Annotated in this window: 19 protein-coding genes; 3 read left to right on the top strand and 16 right to left on the bottom strand. The window is 45.1% G+C overall.

Features of this window, described 5'->3' with window-relative positions; all coding sequences use genetic code 11:
• Positions 1-8 precede the first annotated feature (8 nt).
• The 3 genes from OCV12_RS11265 to rnt form a co-directional block, all read right to left on the bottom strand.
• On the bottom strand, positions 9-1352 hold the full coding sequence (locus tag OCV12_RS11265; RefSeq protein ID WP_261884685.1) for a response regulator: 1344 nt from the start codon (positions 1350-1352) through the stop codon (positions 9-11).
• Between the two features lie 701 nt (positions 1353-2053).
• Positions 2054-3379, bottom strand: a complete 1326-nt coding sequence (locus tag OCV12_RS11260) for a Na+/H+ antiporter family protein (protein WP_026084414.1) — start codon at positions 3377-3379, stop codon at positions 2054-2056.
• 64 nt (positions 3380-3443) lie between these two features.
• The gene (rnt, locus tag OCV12_RS11255; RefSeq protein WP_017632534.1) at positions 3444-4088 is read right to left on the bottom strand and encodes a ribonuclease T; all 645 of its coding nucleotides are present in this window, start codon (positions 4086-4088) and stop codon (positions 3444-3446) included.
• A gap of 188 nt (positions 4089-4276) precedes the next feature.
• On the opposite strand from rnt, the gene motY reads away from it, so the two are divergent.
• The gene (gene motY, locus OCV12_RS11250) at positions 4277-5158 is read left to right on the top strand and encodes a flagellar protein MotY (RefSeq protein WP_017632535.1); all 882 of its coding nucleotides are present in this window, start codon (positions 4277-4279) and stop codon (positions 5156-5158) included.
• A 101-nt stretch (positions 5159-5259) separates the two neighbouring features.
• Here the strand turns inward: motY and OCV12_RS11245 are convergent, their stop codons facing one another.
• The 13 genes from OCV12_RS11245 to OCV12_RS11185 all read right to left on the bottom strand — a co-directional run bounded on the left by OCV12_RS11245 (position 5260) and on the right by OCV12_RS11185 (position 20904).
• Positions 5260-5694: a DUF2753 domain-containing protein gene (locus tag OCV12_RS11245; protein WP_004734047.1), complete on the bottom strand. Its 435-nt coding sequence runs from the start codon at positions 5692-5694 to the stop codon at positions 5260-5262.
• A 463-nt stretch (positions 5695-6157) separates the two neighbouring features.
• Positions 6158-6574 carry a lactoylglutathione lyase gene (gene gloA, locus OCV12_RS11240; protein ID WP_004734046.1) on the bottom strand — a complete coding sequence of 139 codons (417 nt, stop codon included), beginning with the start codon at positions 6572-6574 and terminating at the stop codon, positions 6158-6160.
• 114 nt (positions 6575-6688) lie between these two features.
• Positions 6689-7324 (bottom strand): endonuclease III, encoded by a 636-nt coding sequence (gene nth, locus OCV12_RS11235; protein ID WP_210442762.1) that lies wholly within the window; start codon positions 7322-7324, stop codon positions 6689-6691.
• Positions 7325-7508: 184 nt separating this feature from the next.
• Positions 7509-8201 carry an electron transport complex subunit E gene (locus tag OCV12_RS11230; RefSeq protein WP_076656929.1) on the bottom strand — a complete coding sequence of 231 codons (693 nt, stop codon included), beginning with the start codon at positions 8199-8201 and terminating at the stop codon, positions 7509-7511.
• Positions 8201-8830, bottom strand: a complete 630-nt coding sequence (gene rsxG, locus OCV12_RS11225) for an electron transport complex subunit RsxG (RefSeq protein WP_261884684.1) — start codon at positions 8828-8830, stop codon at positions 8201-8203. The genes OCV12_RS11230 and rsxG overlap by 1 nt, the downstream gene beginning before the upstream one ends.
• 12 nt (positions 8831-8842) lie before the next feature.
• Entirely contained in the window at positions 8843-9889 is a 1047-nt protein-coding gene (rsxD, locus tag OCV12_RS11220) for an electron transport complex subunit RsxD (RefSeq protein ID WP_261884683.1), read from the bottom strand.
• Positions 9889-12699: an electron transport complex subunit RsxC gene (gene rsxC / locus OCV12_RS11215; RefSeq protein WP_261884682.1), complete on the bottom strand. Its 2811-nt coding sequence runs from the start codon at positions 12697-12699 to the stop codon at positions 9889-9891. The genes rsxD and rsxC overlap by 1 nt, the downstream gene beginning before the upstream one ends.
• A 7-nt stretch (positions 12700-12706) precedes the next feature.
• On the bottom strand, positions 12707-13300 hold the full coding sequence (gene rsxB / locus OCV12_RS11210; protein WP_004734040.1) for an electron transport complex subunit RsxB: 594 nt from the start codon (positions 13298-13300) through the stop codon (positions 12707-12709).
• A gap of 2 nt (positions 13301-13302) precedes the next feature.
• Positions 13303-13881, bottom strand: a complete 579-nt coding sequence (rsxA, locus tag OCV12_RS11205; RefSeq protein ID WP_004734039.1) for an electron transport complex subunit RsxA — start codon at positions 13879-13881, stop codon at positions 13303-13305.
• Positions 13882-14181: 300 nt separating this feature from the next.
• Complete coding sequence (locus OCV12_RS11200) at positions 14182-15186, bottom strand: substrate-binding domain-containing protein (protein ID WP_261884681.1); 1005 nt, start codon at positions 15184-15186, stop codon at positions 14182-14184.
• Positions 15187-15445: 259 nt separating this feature from the next.
• Entirely contained in the window at positions 15446-18547 is a 3102-nt protein-coding gene (locus tag OCV12_RS11195) for a beta-galactosidase (protein ID WP_261884680.1), read from the bottom strand.
• A gap of 110 nt (positions 18548-18657) precedes the next feature.
• Positions 18658-19554: a MalM family protein gene (locus OCV12_RS11190; RefSeq protein ID WP_261884679.1), complete on the bottom strand. Its 897-nt coding sequence runs from the start codon at positions 19552-19554 to the stop codon at positions 18658-18660.
• 105 nt (positions 19555-19659) lie between these two features.
• Complete coding sequence (locus tag OCV12_RS11185; RefSeq protein ID WP_136973539.1) at positions 19660-20904, bottom strand: carbohydrate porin; 1245 nt, start codon at positions 20902-20904, stop codon at positions 19660-19662.
• A gap of 830 nt (positions 20905-21734) precedes the next feature.
• On the opposite strand from OCV12_RS11185, the gene OCV12_RS11180 reads away from it, so the two are divergent.
• Together OCV12_RS11180 and melB are read left to right on the top strand one after the other, a co-directional pair.
• On the top strand, positions 21735-23852 hold the full coding sequence (locus OCV12_RS11180; protein WP_261884678.1) for an alpha-galactosidase: 2118 nt from the start codon (positions 21735-21737) through the stop codon (positions 23850-23852).
• Positions 23853-24331: 479 nt separating this feature from the next.
• Entirely contained in the window at positions 24332-25705 is a 1374-nt protein-coding gene (gene melB, locus OCV12_RS11175; protein ID WP_261884677.1) for a melibiose:sodium transporter MelB, read from the top strand.
• The last annotated feature ends 80 nt before the right edge of the window (positions 25706-25785 follow it).

Raw genomic sequence — 25785 nt, 5'->3', positions numbered from 1 at the left:
CGGCATGCTCAACTAACGGCGGCCAAAGGTGCTTTGGTTAGTGTGGGTAATGCAAAATTGTCTGCTTGTTGTAATGCCATACGTTGCAAAAGGGCGAGGCTGGTGTGGTCTGCTTTTAGATGGATCTCAATTTGGCGCTTTATTTGATCGACTTTGTCTTGTAGACCCAAGGCTTGATAGCACAGTGCCAACAAGAAGAAGGCTTCGACATCATTGTCTGAGAACTCATTCATCGAAATGCTATCAATGCGCTCCTTTGCAACCTCATGTTGTTCGAGTTGAATGAGCTGTAAGGTGCGACAAAGCTTCAACAACGGCTTACTGAGTGCGTGTGACTTTTCAGAATGAGAGAGTCTTTGCCATGCACCTTCTGGTTTCCAAAGTGCTAGTTCTTTTTGAGTGAGGGTTAAACTGTCTGCCCATAAGATCAGTGCTCGCTTACCCGCAGAGTCCCAAATCGAGTGGGGAATGAGTTGAGCAAGCGATTTGAGGTGTAGGGTCGCTTGTTCAACGTTTTTATCTAATAGTTGTAGCCAAACCATGGTGTTGGTCAGCTCAATATTACTGCCATTTACGGTGAGCACTTGGTCGATTAGCTCGTTAGCCGATTCGAAGTCACTGGTATTGAGACAGATTTTGACCTTAAGTTGCTGCAATTTGATGTTACGTGGATTGTTTTCTATCAAGCCATCTATCTGACTGAGCGCGTCGTGATAATTCTGTTTATCGATATGGATTTCAACCAGCTTGACCTTGGCTGGCAAGTAATCATGGAGCTGCAACAATCCATTCAACATGGCTTGTGCTTCATCTAGGTGGTGATTCTTAATCAGAATGTTCGCCATGTAGATAATAGCGTCTTTCAATGTCGATGGGTCAGGAGCTTTACCAAAGAGTGGCTTTACCGCGTTGAGCCCATTCTTAAGATAGGCTTGCTCTAGTGCCGAAAAGTATTGCTGTCGACACAGGGCTGATGTCACTCGTTTTATGATGTCATCGGCTCTTATTGGTTTGATCAGGTAGCCATCAGGTTCGAAGTGAGCATAACCAAAGAAGATGTCTTGGCTATCATTACCCGTCACAATAAACACAAGGGTTTGTGGTTTGATTAACTCTTTCTGCTGCAAAAACTCAAGCAGCTGTAAGCCATTACTACCTGAGCCTAAATCATGGTCAATCAGTAAGATATCGAATCGATGTGCACGGCAAGCCTCAATCGCATTTTGGGCGTTGGAGGCGCTGATTACATTGTTGTTCGGAACACCGAGTTTGATAAGCAGTGCGCGTGTCGCACTTTGAATAACGCTGCTGTCATCAATGATGAGGTAGCGCGATCGGGCGAGTATATCCATATAGTAGCCTTCTGACGTATTGAGCCTTGCCACTTTATTACACCAATCGTAGTAAATAACTAATCATCCTAGCTGGTTAAAACGCTCGATAACTGCGTTAGAATTTTTGATTGTAGAATAACTACTTACCAAAAAATCTGCCTTGTTCTCGAACCTTTTTCCTGCGCTATTTCTGATCATTTACTTACTGTGATTGGTGTTCTCTATGAATTAGCGGCTTATTTATTAAACACTTAAGTGTAGAAGTGAATTTAATGAATAGCCATAAGTTGCATATCAATGCGCACGGAATAATGTATAGAAAGTGATGTTGGTTCAGAGGGTTAGCGCGTTTCTAAAGTTAGAGATAAAAGGGGAAAGAGGCTAGGGTCTGTTGACTTTTCGTGGTTAAATTTTGTTCGAGATAGAATCGTTTTAGGCGCGGCAAGGAGTATGTAGCCTAGTCACTCTAAGTAAATACTTCTTAACAAAGCATAAAACGATTCTAGCCGAACCCTTCGGGCAGCCTTTGTGGTTCATTTCTACTGCGTTATCGGCTTTTCATGTAGGCTTGCTACACTTCAAAGCCTCTGCCTTGTGGAAATTTCCCACAAAGCGCTGCAAAAATCAGCTCGAAAGGTCAACAGACCCTATATACAAAAAGACCGCACGAGGCGGTCTTTATAAAAGTGAGCGTAGGACTGTTTAACTGCAGAACCTAATTACAGAACCATGGCTGCAATCCAACCGAATACGATCAGTGGGATGTTGTAGTGCAGGAACGTCGGTACTACTGTTTCCCATACGTGTTCGTGTTGACCATCAGCATTAAGACCAGATGTTGGACCTAATGTTGAGTCAGAAGCAGGAGAACCCGCATCACCAAGCGCTGCAGCTGTACCTACTAGAGCGATCGTTGCCATTGGTGAGAAACCAAATGCTGCCGCTAGTGGAACGTAGATAGTTGCAAGGATTGGAATCGTAGAGAACGAAGAACCAATACCCATAGTCACCAATAGACCAACAATTAACATAAGCAGTGCAGCTAGAGGCTTGTTATCACCGATGCTGGTTGAAAGCGCTTCAACCAAAGATTCAACGCCGCCAGTTTGCTTCATTACTGCTGCGAAACCTGCCGCTGCAATCATGATGAAACCGATCATTGCCATCATGTGAACGCCCTTGGTGAAGACATCTTGTGTCTCTTTCCAAGCGATTACGCCACCGAATGTGAATACCATGAAACCAGCAAGAGCACCGATGATCATAGAACCCGTCGACAGTTGAACCGTTAGTGCTGCAACGATACCCGCCGCCGCTACTAGGATGTGCTTTTTGTTGATCTCTTTTGTCTCAGTTGAAACAATCGTGTGAGACGTTTCTTTGTACTGACGAGGCTTACGGTAAGTAAAGAATACTGCCGTTAGAAGACCGAAGATCATGCCGGCAGCTGGTAACAACATCGCCATTGGTACTTGGCTTGCTACAACGTTTTCAAGACCATTGTCGTGAAGGTTTTTAAGCAGGATGTTGTTTAGGAAGATACCACCAAAACCAATCGGCAAAACCATGTAAGGTGTAATCAAACCAAAAGTCAGCACACACGCAACCAGACGACGGTCTAGGTTCATTTTTGCGAATACGCCTAATAGAGGTGGGATTAAGATTGGGATGAAGGCGATATGTACCGGAATCACGTTTTGCGAAGACATGGTCACTAAGATCAACGACGCAAGGATGCCGTATTTAAGACCAGTCGATGCTGCACTGTTCTCTTTGCCGTGAATACGTTTGATAACGCTTTGAGCAAGTAGGTCTGTGATACCAGAACGTGAGATAGCAACAGCGAATGTACCAAGCATAGCGTAGCTAAGTGCAATCGTTGCACCGCCGCCTAATCCACTTTCGAACGCCGCAACTGCATCGTTCAAGCTCATACCAGAGGCTACGCCACCGATAATTGCACTGAACGTCAGAGCAACGACTACGTTTACACGCATCAAAGCTAAAACAAGCATGATGCAAACTGAAATTACAACAGGATTCATATTATTCTCGGGATGTTGTGTTTTTTATGAAGGCAATACGAAAAAACGTTTACCGACTCTATTTTTATTCTTCGTCAACAAGAGGCCAACCACCAAGGGCTTTCCATTTGTTTACTATGCCGCAAAATAACTCTGTGGTTTTTTGCGTATCATACAAAGCAGAGTGTGCTTCTTTGTTGTCAAATTCCATCCCTGCAGTGCGGCAAGCTTTAGCCAAAACGGTTTGACCGTAGGCAAGACCACTAAGAGCTGCAGTGTCAAAAGTTGCAAATGGATGGAACGGGACGCGTTTAAGCTTACAACGCTCACTTGCCGCATTAACGAAGTTCAAATCGAATGTAGCGTTGTGAGCTACCATGATTGCACGACTGCAATCTGAAGCTTTTTGTTCTTTTCTCACTAGCTTGTAGATTTCTTTAAGGGCTTCTTGTTCCGACACAGCACCACGTAATGGGCTAAATGGGTCTTTAATTCCGTTAAAGTCTAATGCTGCCTGCTCTATATTTGCGCCTTCAAAAGGCTCAATGTGAAAATGAAGCGTTGATGCAGGTTGCAGATCTCCGTTCTCATCCATTTTTAATGTAATGGCACAGATTTCTAATAATGCATCGGTTTCTGCGTTAAACCCTGCGGTTTCCACGTCGATGACCACTGGAAAATAGCCGCGAAAGCGTTTTTTTAGGGTCAGAGCTTCGTTTTCTACAGTCATGTTAGCCCAAATAAGTGTGATTAAGGCTGCATTATTGCAGATAATAGCAGTGATAAAAACTAGGGAAGGGCAATAAATCATAAATTAGCCGACCCATTGCGGCTTGATAATTGCATATTTAAACGCGAGAGAAAAATGCGGCAATTGGCTGCATTGTTAAACGAATTGCTTAAGAGATACTCCACTTTATGAAGAAACAACTCATAACAGGTTCAATGCTATTTTCGCTTCTTATGTCGTCATCGGTAATGGCACAAGAAAAGCGTTACGGAGCATCTCCTCAACAGTCTACGTGGGAGATGGTGGCTAACACGCCACTAGAATGTCGCTTAGTTCATCCAATCCCAAATTTTGGTGACGCTGAGTTTTCATCTCGTGCGAGTAAAAAAATCATTTTGGACTTTGAGCTTAAAATGCGCCGCCCAATGGGTGCGACACGCAATGTCAGCTTGATTTCAATGCCACCACCTTGGCGTCCGGGGGAAAGTGCTGATCGCATGACAACCATTAAGTTCTTCCAACAATTTGATGGCTACGTAGGTGGACAAACGGCTTGGGGTATCTTGAGTGAGCTGGAGAAAGGGCGTTACCCGACATTCAGCTACCAAGAGTGGCAAAGCCGAGATCAACGTATCGAAGTGTCCTTGTCGTCGGTGTTGTTCCAAGAAAAGTACAATGTGTTCAGTGATTGTGTTGCCAACTTACTGCCTTACAGCTTTGAAGATATCTCTTTCACTATCTTGCATTACGATCGTAACAGCGATCAGCTGAATAAGTCGTCACGTAAAAGGCTGAGCCAGATTGCTGATTATGTTCGCTACAACCAAGACATTGATCTTGTGCTGGTGGCAACGTACACCGATTCTGTGGACAGCAAAGGCATTAGCCAAAACCTTTCAGAAAGAAGAGCGGAGTCGTTGAGAGAATACTTCAAGTCTCTCGGCTTGCCAGAAGATCGTATTCAAGTACAAGGTTATGGTAAACGTCGTCCAATTGCCGACAACAACTCGCCAATTGGTAAAGACAAGAACCGACGCGTTGTTATCTCATTGGGCAGAACGCAGGTTTAGCTCTAAAAAATCTAAAGCTCAAATTAAAAAGCCCGTCGTCATGACGGGCTTTTTGTATCTGAATCAAAAGGCTAAATATTTCGTCTGCGAAAGGAGCTTGCTTAGTTTAAGCGGAAGCGAGCGATCATTTCACAATTGGTCGCGGTATCGATCTTTTCCACCATAGAAGCAATTTTAGGGTTGGGATGGCGTTTCATGAAATCGATAAGTGCTTTCTTACAACAACCAATAGAATCGATAAAGCTGGAACATTGCGTGTTAGGGCATTGAGGGATCAGAGTCAGCACTTTTTCTGAAGCTAATTGAAGATACTTAAGTTCGTACTCAGTATCACCGGCCCAGCGCCAGAATTGCGCAAGATTGTGACAAGAAATCACTGAAATCAGTAAGCGTTCATCTGCCTGAATATCGGTACGTTCTGTGATCTCTTCGCTTAAGTTCAATGCTTGCTGATAGTGAAGAATACTTCGTACAGGATCATCGAGCTGCAATGCCGTATCGGCGAGTAACGTGTGTTTTTCCCATTCGCTAATCATTGTATTACCTCACTAATCAATAGGTGGTTAATTTAAATGATAATCATTATCATGTAAAGTTTCATCAGTGAGATTGTTAATAATATATAGGGCGTGTTGACCTTTTGAGCTTGTTTTTGCAGCGAGTTGCTGGGTTTATATGGAAGGATGAGGCTTTGATATATTGTTTGTAAGAGAAGTTGATAACGTAGTCGTTAATAACCAGCAAACGCTGCCCAAAGGGTTCGGCAAAAAGCGTTTTTCTCTTTGTTGAGGGAGACTTGCTTAAAATGACTAGGCTACGTCTCCCTCGCCGCGATTAAAACGCTTTTATCTCGAACAAAATTCAACCGCAAAACATCAATAAGCCCTAATAAAGAATATCGATTATGGGGAGAGTGATAAAAAAGAAGCGAGCATAGTGCTCGCTTCTTTGTTCATTTTATCAGACGTTCTAGCCTAATCTTGCAAAGGTATTTAGGGATTAACCTTCTAAACCTGCGCTTGCTTGTTTGTTTTGAATCAACTCAATCATGTAGCCATCAGGATCTTTAACGAATGCGATGTGCGTAGAGCCACCTTTTACTGGGCCTGCTTCACGAGTCACGTTACCGCCTGCTGCTTTAATCGCGTCACACGTTGTGTAGATGTCATCAACACCGATAGCAACGTGGCCGAACGCAGAACCAAGGTCATATTCAGTCGTGCCCCAGTTGTACGTTAGTTCAATCACAGCGCCTTGAGATTCGTCGCCAAAGCCAACGAAAGCCAGTGTGTATTCGTACTCTTTGTTTTCGTTCTTACGTAATAGCTGCATGCCCATTACATTGGTGTAGAACTCGATAGACTTGTCTAGATCACCAACGCGTAGCATGGTGTGTAAAATACGACCGTTTGACATGATTTGCTCCTAGCTTTAACTATGTTTACGTTTTTGTAATTCGGTTCTTACCGCGAGAAAAATGCGGTGATATTTAGCTTCTTAGCTTCTTAGCTTCTTCAGCTTAGAGCTAGCCTAGACGTCAGTCTTCTCTTTGAACTCACATAGGTCTTCAATGATACAACTGCCACAGCGTGGTTTACGTGCAACACAGGTGTAACGTCCATGAAGAATGAGCCAGTGGTGGACATCCAGTTTGAATTCTTTTGGAATGACTTTGAGAAGCTTAGCCTCAACATCGTCGACCGTTTTACCCATTGCTAGCTTAGTACGGTTTGATACACGGTAGATATGAGTATCAACGGCAATGGTTGGCCAACCGAAAGCGGTGTTCAATACTACGTTAGCTGTCTTACGACCAACGCCAGGAAGGTCTTCTAATGCCGCACGATCTTCCGGTACTTCACCGTTGTGTAGGTCAAGCAGCATTCGACACGTTTTAATCGTGTTTTCTGCTTTTGAATTAAATAGGCCGATTGTCTTGATGTACTCTTTCAAGCCATCAACACCTAGGTCGAAAATGGCTTGTGGAGTATTAGCGACCGGGTAAAGCTTATCCGTTGCTTTGTTGACACTGACATCGGTGGCCTGTGCTGATAAAAGTACCGCGATCAGCAACTCGAAAGGGCTGTTCCAGTTAAGCTCAGTCTCTGGCTTTGGATTGTTTTCTCTTAAACGCTCAAGTATTTCTACTCGTTTTACATTGTTCATAGCGACATTACTTTCAAATAGTTAGGGCTTGAGTTCCGGAGTTGGTATTCAATAAACTCTCAATGCTCAGGCTTTATCATCGGTTACGCGCCCTTATGAGCGTCATTATTATGTGTACTTGGTCAATCTAATTACCTGCTGAGCGGTTGAGCTACTCATCAGGGGTTTAAGCTACTGTAACTTATTAAGCATTAGTAACGCGAGCGCGTTCAATGACTGGTTTTTCTTGTTTAGGCTGTCTAGATTTTGCTTGGTTGTCGATGATGTTTTTCAACGCAATCAAAAAACCAACACCAATAAAGGCACCTGGCGGAAGCAGGGCTAGCAAGAAGCTGTTATCAAATTGGAATATCTGGATTCGTAACACAGAAGCCCAATCACCAAGAAGCAGGTCTGCACCATCAAACAAGGTGCCGTTACCAATAACCTCACGCATTGCACCCAGTACAACCAGTACCGATGTCATGCCAAGACCCATCCAGAAACCATCTTGAGCAGCAGGCAGCACTTCGTTTTTAGAAGCGAAGGCTTCAGCTCGGCCAATGATGATACAGTTGGTTACGATCAGTGGGATGAAGATGCCCAAAGACAGGTAAAGGCCATACGCGTAAGCATTCATCAGAAGCTGAACACAGGTTACCAGTGATGCAATGATCATTACGAATACTGGAATACGCACTTCTTTTGGTACGTGGTTACGAACCAGAGAAACAGCAACGTTCGAACCGACCAATACAAGCAGAGTCGCAATACCCAGTCCAAGTGCGTTCGTCACCGTTGAAGACACAGCCAACAGAGGACATAAGCCAAGAAGTTGAACTAGGGCAGGGTTGTTAGCCCACATGCCATTTTTGATTAGTGTTTTATGGTCACTCATTATTCACCACCACAATTTAGAGGTTGAGCAAGCAATGCTTGGTTGTTTTGGTTAACGTACTGAACCGCTTTTTTAACCGACTTAACGACCGCTCTTGGCGTAATGGTTGCGCCAGTAAACTGGTCGAAGTCACCACCGTCTTTACGAACCTTCCAACGGTCTAGATTAGAGTCCGTCACTTGCTTACCTGCAAACGAAAGAATCCAATCACTCACACGTAGGTCAATCTTATCACCCAAGCCCGGAGTCTCTTGGTGTGAAAGCACGCGAGTGCCTAAAATCGTACCGTCGATTTTCATTCCAACAATGACTTTAATCGCGCCATTGTAGCCGTCTGGTGCAATCGCTTCGATAGCAATCGCGCTTGGCTCACCATTAAGTTTAGCGATGTAAGCTGGCATCGCTTGCTCAGTACCAAGCTCTTCTGCTTGAACCAAAGTACAAGACGAAAACAGTTCGTTGTCGTGAAGATCGTGCGGGATCACTTGGTTAAGTACAGACAGCAGTTGAGCCTGTTCTTGCTGTTTGATCTGATCTTTGGTTAGGTAGTGCGTTACCGCCACCAAACCTGTTGAAGCACAAGCAAAAATCGCGAGTACAAGGCCGTTTTTCTTAATAGCATTTAGCATGGTATCCGCTCCTTAGTGACCGTACGTACGAGGTTTGGTGTAGTAGTCAATCAGTGGAACACACATGTTGGCTAACAATACAGCAAACGCCACGCCATCAGGGAAGCCACCCCAACTGCGGATAATAAACACCAACGCGCCAATCAGAGCACCAAATACTAAGCGTCCCTTTACTGTCGTCGAAGCCGAAACCGGGTCGGTTGCAATGAAGAATGCACCAAGCATGGTTGCGCCAGACAATAGGTGAATGGTTGGGGAAGCGGTTTCACCTGGAGTTAGGATTAAGAACACTAGGCTAAACAACGCAAGGCTGCCGATGAACGCCACTGGAATATGCCATTGAATCACGCGTTGCTTGATCAGTACCAAGCCGCCAACGAGGTAAGCAAGGTTCACCCATTCCCAACCTACGCCAGCTAGCCAGCTAAATTGCGGTTGAGACAGAGCTTCAGAAGCGGTGTTACCTGCTGCCAATGCGGTTTTGAATGCATCAAGCGGCGTTGCCATTGTGGTGCCATCAATACCAAGACGTGCTTGTTGAAGAGACAAACCTTCGTTATTGAAACCGGTAAAGATCATCAAAAATGAGTCAACAAAGCTCGTTGCTTCAGCGGTTAAGCTAGTAGGAGCATTCCAACTGGTCATCTGAACTGGGAATGAGATCAGCAAAACAACGTAAGCGACCATCGCCGGGTTAAATGGGTTTTGCCCAAGCCCGCCATATAGGTGTTTCGCGATAATAATAGCGAAGAACATACCAATCACTAGAATCCACCACGGTGAGTGCGGAGGAATAGCGACACTGAGTAGCCAGGCGGTCACAACCGCACTGTAATCACGCAGCGCCATTACTGGCGGACGTTTTCTTAGTAGCATTACAGCTGCTTCAAAGGTAACAGCAAGTGCGATAGCAAATACTAACTGGATGAGCGTACCCCATCCAAAGAAGTAGGTTTGAGCTAGTAGACCTGGCAATGCACAAATAGCCACCCATTTCATTAGATCTGGGGTGCTTCTACGATTGTGTGCGTGCGGTGAGCTGGCGATAAAGAAGGCCACTACTCTTTCTCCTCATTGTTCTTTTTATCTTGCTCTTGCTGCGCTTTTCTTGCTTTAGCACGAGCAATTGCGGCAGCAACGGCTGCTTTCTTAGGATCGACGGGTTCTGATTGAGCCTCAGATTCAACCACAGTCTCTTTTTCAATTAATGGTTCAGCCACGGCTTCAGGAGTGATTTCTTCAGCTTCGACCTGCTTAGCTTGCTGTGCTTTCTTCGCTTTAGCACGTGCGACAGCGGCAGCAACCGCGGCTTTCTTAGGATCGACAGCTTCTGGTTGAGCATCAGCTACTACTTCGATCACTGGTTCTGGCGTTTCTGCTGTCTCAGCCTGTTTCGCTTGCTGGGCTTTCTTAGCTTTAGCGCGTGCAATAGCGGCAGCAACAGCCGCTTTTTTAGGATCGACTGACTCTTGTTGAGTTTCAGCTTCAACTTCAATTACCGGTTCAGGCGTTTCTACTGTTTCAGCTTGTTTTACTTGCTGAGCTTTCTTCGCTTTAGCGCGTGCAATGGCCGCAGCAACTGCGTCTTTTTTAGCATCGCCAGAGCTTCCAGTTGGAGCTTCACTTTCTGTTTGAATAGCCGATTCCGCTTGCTGTGCTTTCTTCGCTTTAGCACGTGCAATCGCAGCAGCAACCGCATCTTTCTTGGCATCACCAGTACTTTCAGCAGGAGCATCAGAAGCTGATTGCGCTTGTTGAGCTTTCTTCGCTTTAGCACGTGCAATCGCAGCAGCGACTGCATCTTTCTTGGCATCGCCAGTACTTTCAGCAGGAGCCTCAGAAGCAGATTCTGCTTGTTGTGCTTTCTTGGCTTTAGCACGGGCAATAGCTGCAGCAACTGCATCTTTCTTAGCGTCGCCAGAGTTTTCAGCAGGAGCGTCAGAAGCTGACTCTGCTTGTTGAGCTTTCTTCGCTTTAGCACGAGCGATGGCGGCAGCAACGGCATATTTCTTGCCGTCACCAGTACTTTCCGCCGGAGCATCAGAAGCTGATTCCGCTTGTTGAGCTTTCTTAGCTTTAGCACGAGCGATAGCTGCAGCGACAGCATCTTTCTTGCCATCACCAGAGCTTTCATCTGGAGCGTCAGCAGCAGCTTGTTGTGCCTTGCGTTCTCGAGCTTGACGCTTACGCTCTTCACGTAGCTTCGACATTTCAGAGTTGTCTGGTTCAGCACCGTCTGCTTTCTGAGCCGCAGCTTGTTTCGCTTTTGCTTTAGCAATCGCAGCTGCAACCGCAGGTTTCACTGCTGGCTCTTCACTTGGAGCCTGATCAGCAGCGGCTTTTTGTGCTTTAACTCGTGCAATCGCAGCAGCAATTGCATCGTCACCGTCTGCTGATTTCATGTCTTTGCGACGGTTATCCGCGGCTTTCTTGAAGCGGTTTTCGCGTTCTGCTTTGTCACGCTCCATACGAGCGTTTTTCTCTTCGAAACGAACCTTGGCGCGCTCTGCGGCCGTTGCTTCGTCTTTTCTTGTTTTGATTTCGGCTTTCGCTTGGCGATAGTACTGAACCAGAGGAATTTCACTTGGGCAAACAAACGCACAAGCACCACATTCAATACAGTCTTTAATATTTAGCTCTTCGCACTTGTCCAGCTCATTGGCTTTAGCGTGCCATTGCAGCTGTTGAGGCAGTAGGGAGGCAGGGCAAGCTTCGGCACAAGCACTGCATCGAATACATTCCATTTCGTAAGTGCTTGGAGAAATCTCACGACGCGTTGGCGCTAAAATACAGTTCGACGTTTTAGTGATTGGCACATTGGCATGTGGCAAGGTGAAGCCCATCATAGGGCCGCCCAAAATCAAACGCGGCAGCTTTTTATCGGCTTTGTAGCCAAACTCTTCAAGCAACTCATGTACTGGCGTGCCTAATAGCGCCCAAACGTTACGAGGTTGCTTAAAGGTCTTGCCGGTTAAAGTCACAACGCGGTTAACGACAGGTTCGCCGTCTATTACTGCTCTCTTAATCGAATAGAGAGAACCGACGTTCTGAACTAAAACACCAATGTCGGCAGGAATACCGCCAGCTGGAACCTCTTTATTGGTGAGGATCTTGATCAGTTGTTTCTCACCACCTGAAGGGTATTTTGTTGGGATAACACGAATGACGATATCTTTGTCTTTCGCTGCAATCTCAAGTGCTTTTATCGCGTCTGGCTTATTGTCTTCAATGCCAATCACGGTCAGTTTTGGTTGAAGGATGTGTTCAACCACTTCGATGCCTTTTAGTACTTCTTCGGCATGTTCTTGAAGCAACTTGTCATCAGAGGTGATGTAAGGTTCACACTCAGCAGCGTTGACGATCAAAATGTCAGTACGACCAAGTCCTGACTGAAGCTTTTTCGCAGTAGGAAAGCCTGCGCCGCCCATACCTGAAATACCAGCTTGGCGAATCACATCAAGCAGTTCGTCTGAGTTTTTTGTCGAAAAGTCTTCAACTGGGTGTTTTTCAATCCAAGTGTCTAAGCCGTCAGGTTTAATGACTACACTGAGTTCGCTTAAGCCTGAAGGGTGAGCGGTAGTTCTTGGTTCAATAGCGGTAATCACACCCGATGTTGGTGCGTGTACTGGTAACGTAAAACCCGTGTCCAAGGCTGTCAGTTGTTGGCCTTTTAGTACGGTGTCACCCGCAGCAACCAATAAGTTACCTGGCTTACCGATGTGCTGTTTTACCGGAAGAACGATTTCTTCAGGAAGCCTTGCGTGAACGATATCAGTGGTATTGGATTGTTTCTTGTTTTCAGCAGGGTGTACGCCGCCCGGGAAGTTCCAAATAGAGCCCGTGCGAATTTGTTCAATTAAAGAGATCATACTAACCCTACGCCTTAGGCTCTGACGCAGTCGCATCAGTTGCTTGGTTAGTGATATCTGTAACAGGAATGATGTTCATCTGCCATTTCCAATTTTCAGTCGTTGTTGCCACTGGAATCATTTCGATACAGTCAGTAGGGCACGGTGCGACACATAGATCACAACCTGTACATTCATCTTTGATTACTGTGTGCAGTGCCTTGGTGCCACCAACAATGGCGTCAACAGGACAAGCTTGAATACACTTGGTACAGCCGATACACATATCTTCATGAATGAAAGCAACGGTTTTTACTTTGTTATCTAAGTCATGAGCGGAGTCTTCAACTTCTACGCCCATTAAGTCTGCTAGCTTCTCAATGGTTGCTTGGCCGCCAGGAGGACATTTGTTGATCTTGTCTCCGTTAGCGATCGCCTCTGCGTATGGACGACAACCTGGGTAGCCACATTGGCCACATTGAGTTTGCGGTAAAATGGTGTCGATTTGATCGACGATAGGATCAGCTTCTACTTTAAATCGGATAGAAGCAAAGCCCAAAATAGCGCCAAAAACAGCGGCTAAAACGGCTAGCGCAATGATCGCAATTAAAATGGTACTCATGCTTATTTCACCAACCCAGTAAAGCCCATAAATGCCAGAGACATTAGGCCTGCTGTGATCATCGCAATTGATGCGCCTTTGAATGGCATTGGAACATCAGCAACCGCAATACGCTCACGCATCGCAGCAAATAGGATCAGAACAAGAGAGAAACCCACAGCCGCGCCAAAACCATAGATGATCGACTGGATGAAGTTGTGGTTTTCATTGATGTTCAAAAGTGCCACACCTAATACCGCGCAGTTGGTGGTGATAAGAGGTAGGAAGATACCCAATAGGCGATAAAGAGTCGGGCTGGTTTTGTGAACGACCATTTCCGTAAATTGAACAACTACCGCGATAACCAAGATGAAGCTCATGGTACGCAGGTATTCAATACCCAGAGGGGTAAGGATGTAGGTTTCTACTAGGTATGCAGATACCGACGCTAACGTCAGAACGAAAGTCGTCGCGAGGCCCATGCCAATCGCAGTCTCCAGTTTCTTGGAGACTCCCATGAAAGGACATAGCCCTAAAAACTTCACTAGCACAAAGTTATTGACTAGCACTGTGCCAACCAACAACAAAAGGTATTCGGTCATAATGGATTAATTCTTGAGATTCCGATCCCGATATTATCCTGCTTTGCTCACCTAATAACAACCAAGGATCACTAGGGATTTAGACACTTGGTGAAAAAATCAACGAGTAAACGTTTGATTAAGATAGATCAGGTTAAGTATAGGTGGGTATTTGATGGGAATGAAAAATAAGATTAACCGAATGATAACTCATCAAATCAATCCTATTTTCTTTGTTGTAAAAAGTGTCAGGAATCGAAAACACCAAGCCCGAGTAACTGTTCGTTTTATGAAGCTACGCTTTTAGTGCCCCGAGTATTCTTAACTGATGTTTCTAACCGAAGCTCTGCGCACCAGTATAGGCATAAACAACTTATGTTCTGACTGTTCTTTCGGTTCATCGCTTGCGAGTTGAAGAGATAATTTAACCGCTTGATTTGCCATGACTTGAATTGGGTAGCGAATGGTCGTCAATCTAGGGTAAATGAAGCGTGCAATGTGTCCATCATCAAACCCAATAACGGACATGTCTTCTGGAATTCGAATGCCGTTTTCTTGCAGCAGTGCCAAGCAGCCTGCAGCCATGTAATCGTTATAAGTGGCAATCGCTGTGATGTCGGTGTTTTTAGCCATTAGGTTAACCATGGCTTGTTCACCACCTAATTCGTCAGGCTCGCCGTATTCGATGTATTCGTCACTAGGTTCAATACCATTGTCTTTCAGTGCATCCAAATAACCCGCTAAGCGATCATGAGCATCTTCAATGTTGTGACTCGAGCAGATGTAACCGATGTGCTTGTGACCGTTTTTAATCAAATATTCCGTCGCGATGTAAGAGCCTCGGCGGTTGTCGAGAGCAATACAGCGGCTTTCGATATCGGGAACAATTCGGTTGATGAGAACCAAGCCGGGCACTTCATTCGCTAGCTTAACCAATTCTTCGTCGCTAATGCCTTTGCTATGAACCACGAGAGATTCGCAGCGGCTGTTGATCAGCAAGTTAATCGCATTGCGCTCTTTAGTCGCGTCATGATACCCACTGCCAATCAGTAACTGTTTTTCTTGTTCACTTGCCACGGTATCAATGGCTTTGATCATCGAGCCAAAGAAAGGGGCAGAAACATCATTAACCAGCACACCAATCGCGTTTGAAGACTTGCTGACCAGTGCACGAGCGTTGGCATTTGGGCGATAGCCAAGTTTCTCCATTGCCGCCTTTACTGCTGTAATGGCGGTTTCACTGGTGTGAGGCGCATTGTTGATCACTCGAGAGGTGGTCGCAATTGACACGCCTGCTTCTTTCGCAACATCTTTAATGGTAGCCATTCCGCTCTCTTATTCTAAATTTAACGCTGTGTGGTGGTGATGGTTGGACATTTAACACCGGATACTTAGGCAATTCAAACACTAAACGCTAAATATGACGGGGTTTGAGGGTTTATTTGGGAGTGTTCGACAGTTTAAAAATGAAAAGCCAAGCTCTTAGGTAGAACTTGGCTTTATAGTCACATTGGCGTGTGAATTAAGCGAATCAGGACATCGTAAAACCAAGCGGATTCAGGCTGACCCGCTGGTTTAACTTTGCCTATGATGTGCTTTTTAGTATTACCTGATAACGGTATTGGTTTTCAGTGAGTTGGAATTCTTGATGGACACTTGGGCTCCAAGAGTCATCACCGCCAACGCCCATATGTTTATGATCAACACGTACGTAAATTTTCTCTTCTCGAGTAAGATCATTGGTGTGTTTGGCACTCGTCAATTGTTGCTGACTGTATTGACCGACACTGAATGAGAAATCGCCTTCGACACTGATGTTACCGACGTTCAAATGCTTAGTACCACAACGTAAGCCACTGTCTGTTGGGAAGATATAAGGCGTGTGCATTTGATCTAAGGTTTGCTTGTGTGCCCCAAATCGAGCAGCAGCCAAACGGTCAGGGTAGTTTTCAAACGGCCCTAAACCTTGCCATGAAATTGGTGTTTTATTTGCGGTTTCGATTGGTAAAGGCAGTTCCATTTCAAGACCAATACGTGGCATTGGTGGTAAATGGTCGGCTAGGGTGACATCAACCGCTATGTGCATTTCACCTTGATTGTTTAACGTGTAGAGCCATTTTGTCACAGCTTGGATTTGACCATTAAACTGGTAAGCGAACACAGAAGTCACTTGTACCGAATCCGCGAGGCCTTGCATGACAAAGCTTGTACATTGACGTTCCCATTGACCAATTCCCGCGAGCTCCCATCGACAAGCCCATGCGTTCGGGTCGATGTTGTCGATTTCACTGATACCAATGTCGTTATCAAGTGGCGCGCGATAGAAATTATCTTCAGGGGCTTTGAGTACCTGAGGTTGTCCGTCGACAATCCAGTTGGTGAGTAATCCGCTTTGTGTATCCCATTGCCATTGATGTGTTTCATCTAGGCTAGACACCATAACGTGAGTGTCGTTTTGTTTCACTTGAGGTGCGAGGGCGTTCTTAGGCTCAGGAATTTGTAATCCAGCTTGGTTACGCAAGGCAAACTGTTCTGTTGCACAAACATGGCCTTTTTCTGCCCATTGGGTTGCATGAGTCAAAGTGATATCTGTGTTGAGATGATATTGAGTCTCTGTTTTTGGTGCGAACGAAAGATCTATTTCAAGCGCTTGCGAGCTGTCTGCAGCGATGGATAAAACTTGCTGGCCCGATTGAACCGCGATGCCATTTTCAAGCAATTGCCAGTTCAGTGTTTCATTGTCAGTCGCACGGAATAGGTTCTCATTGGTCACCGTTAGGCGGACTTGGTTTTCAGTTTGCTTATCCAAGGTCACGCTGATCATTCTTTGGCAGTATTTTGCTTCTTCCAAGGTTGGATGTACGCTGCGATCTGGGAAGATCAAACCATTGATGCAGAACTGACGATCGTTGATCGTGTCACCGAAGTCGCCACCGTATGCCCAGAAGTGTTCACCGTTTTCATCCCATTGGCTTAGACCTTGGTCAACCCAATCCCAGATGAAACCACCTTGCAGACGAGGGTACTCTCTGAATGCATCCCAGTAATCGTTAAAGCTGCCTAAACTGTTACCCATTGCATGCGCGTATTCGCAAAGGATCAGTGGGCGTTGCTCATTAGGCAAAGAAACCCATTTCTTGATAGACCATTTCGGAACTGCATCGTCTTCGATAGTGCTGTTAACGCGTGCGTACATAGGAGCAATGATGTCGGTTGCTGTGGTGTTTGAACCGCCGCCTTCGTATTGAACTGGGCGAGAAGGGTCATACTGTTTTGACCATGCATACATCGCATTGTGGCTGCTGCCGTGTCCGGACTCATTCCCCAAAGACCAAATGATAATTGAAGCGTGGTTTTTATCGCGCATCACCATTTGTGTATAGCGACTCATATACGCGTGTGCCCATTGTGGATCGGCAGATAATCGGTTCATCGGCTGCATGCCGTGAGTTTCGATGTTCGCTTCATCACACACATATAAACCGTATTCATCACACAGTTCGTACCATCGAGAATGATTAGGGTAGTGGGCTGTGCGCACCGCATTGAAGTTGTATTGCTTCATTAAGCAGATATCACGGATCATATCTTCTTCCGTCATTACATGCCCAAGCTCTGGGTGATGTTCATGACGATTCACACCACGGATCAATATTGGTTTTCCGTTTAGCTTCAGCTGACCGTCGGTCATTTCTACTTTTCGGAAACCGACTTGATAGGCTTCGCTTTCGATGTGGTTACCCTGTTTATCCAGTAGAGACACAACAACCCGGTAGAGATTAGGAACTTCTGCGCTCCATTTTTTTGGCTCTCGGACATGAAGAGTTTGGAATACCACATCATCATAAGTACCGCGTTCATCAATGCGGCGATTGTGTGGACGGTCGATAATCGGCTCGGTAACTGCGTTCTCGCCTTCAAACAATTGAACCTGTACTTGGAAGGTGTCTGGTGCCGTAATTTTTGTCACGATAGACAGAGAACCATCGCGATAGCATGCGTCTAGGTCTGGAGTAACGAATACATCTTCAATGCACTGCTTTGGTTTTGCTAGCAAGGTAACATCACGGAAAATACCGCTTAACCACCACATATCTTGGTCTTCAAGATAACTACCATCACACCAACGCATCACCATGACTGAAAGCGTATTTTCGCCAACGGTCAGGTACTGAGTTAGGTCAAACTCGGCAGGTAAACGGCTATCTTGGCTGTAGCCAACCCAGTCACCGTTACACCAGAGATGAAAAGCAGAGTTGACACCATCAAAGATAATACGTTGTGTGTTTTCTAAATCTTGTTCCATCAATATAACTTGAGTGCGGTAACAACCAGTTGGGTTATCCGCTGGAACAAACGGTGGATTCACTTCAAATGGGTATTTTACGTTGGCGTAAATCGGCTTATCGTAGCCTTGAAGTTGCCAGTTAGCAGGAACGGTTATTTCGTCCCATTGCGAGTCATCAAAACTCGTTTCGATGAACTCACCGTTAACGTGTTCCGGTGCATCAAAGTATTTGAACTTCCATTGTCCATTAAGAGATTTACGTTGTGATTCAATGCCGTCTCGAGCGTGTTCGAGGCTGCGGTAGCTTGATAATGGGCTGTGCGCATTTAGGCAGTGGATATTCACAGACTGCGGGTTTTCCCAATCGCGTCTTTGGATGATGTTTGAAAATGCCTTCATGGTATTCCTACTCTTAAAGTGTTCAATATTGATAATTATTCTATTGAGTCACCACTTTCTTAAGCTGTGGTGACCGTTGTTCAAATGGTTTGTATTACGTGTTTCTTTTGCTACTCAGCGAGTCGTTTTAGTAAATAATCTTTCGCTTGTGGCAAGCCCTGTTCGGCCGCTTGGTTAGCAATAAATGCGGCTTGTTTGACGTCGTTACTATCGAGTGCTTGGTCAATTTCTTGTTGAACGTTCAACCATTGTGCTTGTTGGTTCGTTTCGACAGGTGATGGCTGAGAAGGTGGCTGCGAACCTAAGGTTTCAGGTTGAGTATTTGATGAAACACCAAGCTTAGCCAAGAGAGTCAATACCGCACTGTTTGTAGATTCGCTCGCCGTAAGATCAATGATCCCAACATTGCTAAATGTGGCGGTTAGAGGCAGTTGCTTATTGCCGATGATTTGCTGAGATTCTGAATACAGCTCTTCAGGGTGAATACGACTGATAGTGCTGTCTAATTTGGTGCTATCGGCACTAACCACAACATATTGTGCATTGTCTCGTTGAGGCATAAGTGAAATGGATACCTCAATTCTTTCTAGCCCTTGCATAGCGGTTGGGTAATAAGTGAAGTCGTTCGCGCTGTACTGGCCGAGCAGTTGCCATTGCTTATCAAAGATATAGATCGATGGAGCGAACAAGCCATCATCTTTTATGTATGAGCGCACTAACAGTGAGAGCGATTCTGCATCGTCACTAATTTGATATGCGGTCGTTGGAAACCGTTGGTTGTTCGCTGCTACGTTTTCATTCAGTGTTGAAGCGGGCAGGGTCGGTAAATCACCGTCCATGATGACTTGCTGGTGGAATGGAATAGACAATTGAGTGACAGGGAGCGTGCTGAGTTGAGAGCAACATGCACTGCTATTGAAATCAGTATTGAGTTCTTGTTCTGGTATGCCGCTACATGCGCTTAAAGTTAATGCCGCGACAATGACTACCAATGATTTTAATTTCATCTGATTACTACCTTTGTAAAGGGGGAACCATCGGCTTCCCCATTAAATTGCTATTCCAGTTTCAAGCGCCAACTCAATGGTTGAATCAACGCTTGGTTTCTGTGTTTACCACCAAGTTTCTACGTTGAAACCAAAGGTAATTTCATCGACGGTCTCTGCATTGATGCTCGTCGCCGTGCCATACACTTCGTTACCACGGTCCCATTCGTTGTTGGATTCAGAGTACGTCGCAAAAATACGAATAGATGGACGAGCCCATACCCCTTTTCCAGCTTGGAACATTTGAGCCACGGTCACTTTATACATATCGTTGGTGCCCGAGCCGTTTTGAGCTTCTACCGTTTCGTAACCCACCTCTAATGCTGTCGACATGTAATCTGTCCAAGCATATTGAGGACGAGCTCCGACACTGAACCACTTCTCACCATCGTTGTTATCTAGGTTTTTGTCTTGATAAGCGATGGAGTACATCACTTGAACATCTTCACTGATATTCAAGTCACCGTGGTTAAATAGGCGCCAGCTAGAACCATCGTGTTCCACGCCCGTGCTGTATTTTCTGTTTGAGCCACCTTCAGCACTCATTAACCCGCCTGCCAACGCATCGGTACCATATTGGAAAGCCAAGGTGTTTGAACCGTAGTTCCAAGCTTGACGGTAAAGAGCAGAGAGCATTGCGCCAGAAGTAGTAATGTCTTTATCGTCGTAGCTTGAGTTCTGCGTAGTTACGTAGTTTAGGCCGAGTGTTAGGTCCGCAGTTTCACTCAGTTCAATGCCACTTAAGCGGGCATCGATGTTATGAAGGCTGCGTCCATCGTCACTTGAAGAGTTTGGTGCCATCCAAGCTAAGTGAGCATCAGCAAAGCCGAGATCCCAATCTTCAATACCAAGACCGGTGCTGGATGTATCCCAGTACTTCACATCTATCATGTGGACTTCGTGGCGACGGTAAAAACGTTCACCTGCCCAAATTTTTGCGTTGGGTTGGCCGTCGATAAGCCCATGGCCTGCTGACCAAAGCTGAATCGTACTCACGTCTCCCCAGCTATCACCACTACCTAGATAAATCGTGGTGTCAAAATAGGCGTCATTGTCACGCCATACATCGGCTTTCACCCCCGCTTCCCACCAATTTAGTTCATTACCTAAACGGTAGTTACCGTAACCTTGGCCTGCTCGAATAACGTCGTTGCGTTCTCCTTTGCCGTCGTTATGTTGGTCATTGTCGGTGTAGATGTTGCCCCATTTTGCATAACCAAAATACGTTACGTTCTCCACTGCAGCGAAGCTGACTAATGGGGCGAGGGACAGAGTGAATCCTAATGCTTTGACTAGCATTTTTTGTTTCATGAAGTGTCTCCATTATTTTTTATTTATGGATATTTTTATGTTTGAGTCCTAACTCGAGCGAGAGTGTAAATAAACTCTGGAAACGTTTTCATGATGAAGTTGGCATTTTCATGCTATTGATGGGTTTGTGATTATTTTGTGTGATTTTGATCTGATTATTGGGCTTGTAGAGACGGTTTTACGCAAGGATTTGTGACTTTTAAGTGGAATCGTTTTCTTTACTCAGTGCTGTGCGGTGGTTTAGAAGGAGTGATGATGCTGTTGTTTGTCTTGAAAGTAGAGGTGAAGTGGGCGTGGTGTGCTTTGAGTGTCAGTTGTTCGAGGGCTTTGGGGAAAAGTAGCCCAGTTAATGATAACTGGGCTCGTGAGACAAGGAAGTAAGTATCAAAGCAAATGCAGCAGCAAGGCTACAAGCATTGTGTTCTGTACCGTCAAGCTGGAATGTAAAAGTTAGGACCCAGAGAGACACTTCATAGATGTACTCGAAGATCTAAGAATACGAGTGTGATGTGATCAGTTCAAGAGGAAATGTATTTTAGCCTATGTGTTAATGGGAACTTTGATTTAATTTGCTGAATTTAAAGGATTAAATTGCCGTTAATTATCGTTTTATATTGCTTTATTTAGAGTGGAAAGTTCAATTCTACCTAGAGGTAGGCAATATGAGATGGAATGGTGGTCAATCTAAATCTTTGAATTAGGAGCTATTTACCAAAGTTATCAGTCTTAGATATTTACTGGAAACGTTTTCATGATTTCGAGTTTGATCACAGAAACTCTGGGCTCAATAACTATGATACGGGGTAATTAAACGCGTTAAGGTTAAAAAAATGACGAATAAATCCCTAATTGATATTACCGGTAAACACTCGCAACTGATTGTGGAACTTGGCGATTTTGCCGAAATTCTTCATTGGGGAGTCCCCGTTCGTGGTGATTTAGCCAACTTCCGTGTTTCTCTTGAAAGGCCTGTTCCATATGGCCGCCTTGATAATGATGTTGCAATGTCACTGAGTCCCGAGCTCGGACGTGGCGTTTTCAGCAGTCCTGCACTGGAAGGGCACCGAGATGGCATGGATTGGGCGCCAGTTTTTTCTATTACGGAGATTCAACAGACGCCATCGAGCTTACTCATTGAGAGTGAAGACCTACGAGCTGGCTTACGTTTGACAACGGAGCTATGCCTTGATGGACATGACGTCGTTAAATCCCGTCACACGCTAACCAATATGAAACCTGGGCTTTATCAGGTGAGCCGTCTGGCAAATACCTTGCCGTTACCTGCTAGAGCCAATGAGCTTATGACGTATTACGGCCGTTGGGTTCATGAGTTCCAAACGGTGCGTCAATCCTTACAACAAGGCGGGTATCAACAAGAAAACCGTCGCGGACGAACGTCTCATGAGCATTACCCTGCAATGGTTGTCGGTACATCCAACTTCAATGAAATGAACGGTGATGTATGGGGGATTCACTTCGCTTGGAGTGGAAACCACAGATTACGTGCTGATGTAAAAGCAGATGGTCGTCGCTATGTGCAAGCCGAAGTGATTTATCTTCCGGGCGAGATCGCATTGGATGAAGGCGAAACCTTAACAACGCCTTGGCTTTACGCGAGCTTCAGTGCTGCCGGCTTAAATGGAATGAGTCACCAATTCCATTCACACGTACGTCATTCAATTTTGCCGGAATCTTTCGTACAAAAACCTCGACCTATCCACCTGAATACATGGGAAGGTATCTATTTCGACCATGACCCTGATTACATTATGTCGATGGCTAGCCAAGCCGCTGAGATGGGAGTAGAGCGCTTTATCATTGATGATGGCTGGTTTAAAGGGCGTGATGGCGATAAAGCAGCATTAGGCGATTGGTTCTTAGATGAAGAAAAATACCCGAATGGTTTAAAGCCTGTTGTCGAACACGTGAATCAACTAGGTATGGAATTTGGCTTGTGGTTCGAGCCAGAGATGATCAACAAAGATTCAGACTTATATCGAGCGCATCCTGATTGGTTGCTGGCGGTTGACGGCTATGATCAGCCGACAGGGCGAAATCAATATGTTATCGATCTCCAGAATCAACAGGCATTCGACTTCTTATTTGAGCGTCTTGACCATTTTTTGAGCCAATACAATATCGCTTACATCAAGTGGGATATGAACCGAGAAGTTGTACAACCTGCACACTTGGGCAAAGCGGCGGCTCACCAACAAACGGCTCGCTATTATGAGCTGGTCGACAAAGTGCGAGCGAAACACCCAGCAGTCGATATCGAATCCTGTGCAGCGGGTGGTGGACGTATTGATTTTGAAGTCCTTAAGCGTACACAACGTTTTTGGGCATCTGATAACAATGATGCTCTGGAAAGACAAACGATTCAGCGTGGAATGAGTTACTTTTTCCCGCCAGAGGTGATGGGAAGCCATATCGGAGCAAGCCACTGCCACAGTACTCGTCGCCGCCATAGCATCGAGTTTCGGGGGCTCACGGCACTTTTTGGTCACATGGGTATTGAATTAGATCCTGTGAAAGAAGTCGAAGAAGAGAAACAGGGTTTTGAGCACTATATTCGTTTACATAAGATGTTGCGCCCATTGCTGCATAGTGGACGAACCTGGCGAATTCCGACAGACGATAACGCTCATCAAATACATGCGGTGGTGTCAGAAGATACATCAGAGGCTGTTATTATGGTGGCACAACTGGCGATGCCAACTAATTCACTGAGTGGGCACTTACGAATCCCTGGGTTAGATCCGCAAAGTATTTATAAGGTGTCTGTGATAGATAAGCCTGCTAATTACAGCGACATCGTTAATTATCAACCACCTTGGACGGAATCTGGTTGCGAGCTGTCTGGAGCATGGTGTGCTGAGGTTGGTTTGACAATGCCAATCCTTGATGCTGAAACCGCGATGTTGATTAAGTTTGAGCGTATCGATTAACTCATATAGATAATTTTGAAATCCATGAACCGCACAGGGAGACTTGTGCGGTTTTTTTATTGCCATTAACAACGTTACTTTTGCTACACAAAAATGAATCGAGCTCGTTATTGTCAGTAAGAACCCATGTTGATAACAGGTCGTAGCATTCGCTTTCTGTAATCGTTCTCATAAAGGTGAGTGCGTAGTAGATGATTTTCATGACTTAAATCGCGCTTTTTCTCTAAAAATAAGAGTGATTTATTGTTTGATCTCTCACTTTGATAATTGGACTGAAAACGTTTCCATGAAGTGGTTGTTGATCACAGTATCAATTAAGACTAATGGTTACATTAGCGTCGGACTTGATACTTGAGTGTTTTAAGAAGCGACCAAAGAGTGGCTCTAAAACGGAACTTAAGTGGATGAATTATTATAAATAAAAGGTGAGCGTTTCAACGTCTGTTAGGAGATGGGGTTACGTGCCTGAAGGAAATATTATGTCTGATCAAATTACTCTACAAACCAAATTATCTTATGGACTTGGGGCTCTCGGTAAAGACTTTGCCTGTGCTCCGATCTACATCTTCCTGATGTTCTATTTTACGGATGTTGCCGGGCTTTCAGCTGCGTTCGTGGGTACCATCTTTTTAGCCGCTCGTATCGTCGATGCGGTGACCGACCCAATGATGGGCGTTATCGTTGATAACACACGATCTAAGTTTGGTAAATTCCGACCTTGGATTGTGATTGGTACCTTATTAAATGCGGTAGTGCTCGTTGGTCTTTTCAGTACGCACATGTTCGAAGGCACTACGTTATACATTTATGCGGCTGCTGCTTATATCCTATGGGGTCTTACTTACACCATTATGGATATTCCATACTGGTCTATGATTCCTGCGCTATCAAGTTCTCGCCAAGAGCGTGAAAAGCTTGTGGTATGGCCAAGACTGTTTGCTAGCTTAGCGTGGTTTATTACGGGTACTTACGGGTTACACATTGTTGGTAAGTTGGGTGATGGTGACCAAGGACAAGGCTTCTTCAACGTTGCTATGTTGATTGCGGTATTGTTTGTGATGAGCGCATTCTTGATTGCTCGTAATGTAAAAGAAAAATCTGCACCAGCGAATGCTAAACCTGCTGAACGTTTTAGCTTTAAAGATGTACTGGTTATCATCGGCAAAAATGACCAACTAAAAGCACTTATCGGTACGGTATTGTCGTTCCAAATCGCTAACTTGCTAGTGGGTGGTTTTGCCATTTACTACTTCTCTTACGCATTAGGCAACGCAGACTTGTTCCCTGTTTATATGATGGTTGCAGGTATTGCTGAAGTTGCTGGTGTGTTCTTGTTCCCTCGTATTGCTTCTGCATTGCCACGTAAGCACCTATGGGTTATCGCTTGTGGTTTCCCTGTATTGTCTTGTATCACTCTGCTAATCATGGGCTTCATTGCTCCAGGTAACGCGATTTTAATTGGTATCGCAGGTGCGGCAATCAAGTTTGGTGTGGGCATCGCAAACGCACTTCAAACGGTTATGCTAGCGGATGTTGTGGATTACGGTGAGCATAAAACAGGTCGTCGTAGCGAGAGTGTTATTTTCTCTGTTCAAACTATGCTTGTGAAGTTTGCAGGTGCAGCGGGTGGTTTCATCGTGGGTATCGGCTTATCAATCGTGGGTTACGTACCAAACGTGGAACAGTCTGACAGCACAATTATGGGTTTACAATTTATGATGGTAGGACTGCCTGCCATTCTAATGACAGTAAGTGCTCTTGTTTACAAGCGTTACTACCATCTGCATGAAGGTTTTGATAAAGAACAAGCGGATCAACAGACACAGGTTAATGCGGTTACTGCTGAAGCATAACCACACTGTTTAACCTAGAATAAAGCTCAGTTTAGTCACTAAGCCAAACGCCTCCTTGTGAGGCGTTTTTTTATGGGTGT

It is taken from the genome of Vibrio pomeroyi (genome assembly GCF_024347595.1).
Taxonomy (GTDB): domain Bacteria; phylum Pseudomonadota; class Gammaproteobacteria; order Enterobacterales; family Vibrionaceae; genus Vibrio; species Vibrio pomeroyi.
The sequence above is the reverse complement of the archived record's forward strand: the minus strand, read 5'-3'. Positions and strand labels throughout refer to the sequence as shown.

Excerpts from the sequence above, each read along its gene's own strand:
- OCV12_RS11265 (WP_261884685.1), bottom strand. The coding sequence starts at position 1,352 with ATGGATATACTCGCCCGATCGCGCTACCTCATCATTGATGACAGCAGC.
- OCV12_RS11260 (WP_026084414.1), bottom strand. The coding sequence starts at position 3,379 with ATGAATCCTGTTGTAATTTCAGTTTGCATCATGCTTGTTTTAGCTTTG.
- rnt (WP_017632534.1), bottom strand. The coding sequence starts at position 4,088 with ATGACTGTAGAAAACGAAGCTCTGACCCTAAAAAAACGCTTTCGCGGC.
- motY (WP_017632535.1), top strand. The coding sequence starts at position 4,277 with ATGAAGAAACAACTCATAACAGGTTCAATGCTATTTTCGCTTCTTATG.
- OCV12_RS11245 (WP_004734047.1), bottom strand. The coding sequence starts at position 5,694 with ATGATTAGCGAATGGGAAAAACACACGTTACTCGCCGATACGGCATTG.
- gloA (WP_004734046.1), bottom strand. The coding sequence starts at position 6,574 with ATGTCAAACGGTCGTATTTTACACACCATGCTACGCGTTGGTGATCTA.
- nth (WP_210442762.1), bottom strand. The coding sequence starts at position 7,324 with ATGAACAATGTAAAACGAGTAGAAATACTTGAGCGTTTAAGAGAAAAC.
- OCV12_RS11230 (WP_076656929.1), bottom strand. The coding sequence starts at position 8,201 with ATGAGTGACCATAAAACACTAATCAAAAATGGCATGTGGGCTAACAAC.
- rsxG (WP_261884684.1), bottom strand. The coding sequence starts at position 8,830 with ATGCTAAATGCTATTAAGAAAAACGGCCTTGTACTCGCGATTTTTGCT.
- rsxC (WP_261884682.1), bottom strand. The coding sequence starts at position 12,699 with ATGATCTCTTTAATTGAACAAATTCGCACGGGCTCTATTTGGAACTTC.
- rsxB (WP_004734040.1), bottom strand. The coding sequence starts at position 13,300 with ATGAGTACCATTTTAATTGCGATCATTGCGCTAGCCGTTTTAGCCGCT.
- rsxA (WP_004734039.1), bottom strand. The coding sequence starts at position 13,881 with ATGACCGAATACCTTTTGTTGTTGGTTGGCACAGTGCTAGTCAATAAC.
- OCV12_RS11200 (WP_261884681.1), bottom strand. The coding sequence starts at position 15,186 with ATGGCTACCATTAAAGATGTTGCGAAAGAAGCAGGCGTGTCAATTGCG.
- OCV12_RS11195 (WP_261884680.1), bottom strand. The coding sequence starts at position 18,547 with ATGAAGGCATTTTCAAACATCATCCAAAGACGCGATTGGGAAAACCCG.
- OCV12_RS11190 (WP_261884679.1), bottom strand. The coding sequence starts at position 19,554 with ATGAAATTAAAATCATTGGTAGTCATTGTCGCGGCATTAACTTTAAGC.
- OCV12_RS11185 (WP_136973539.1), bottom strand. The coding sequence starts at position 20,904 with ATGAAACAAAAAATGCTAGTCAAAGCATTAGGATTCACTCTGTCCCTC.
- OCV12_RS11180 (WP_261884678.1), top strand. The coding sequence starts at position 21,735 with ATGACGAATAAATCCCTAATTGATATTACCGGTAAACACTCGCAACTG.
- melB (WP_261884677.1), top strand. The coding sequence starts at position 24,332 with ATGTCTGATCAAATTACTCTACAAACCAAATTATCTTATGGACTTGGG.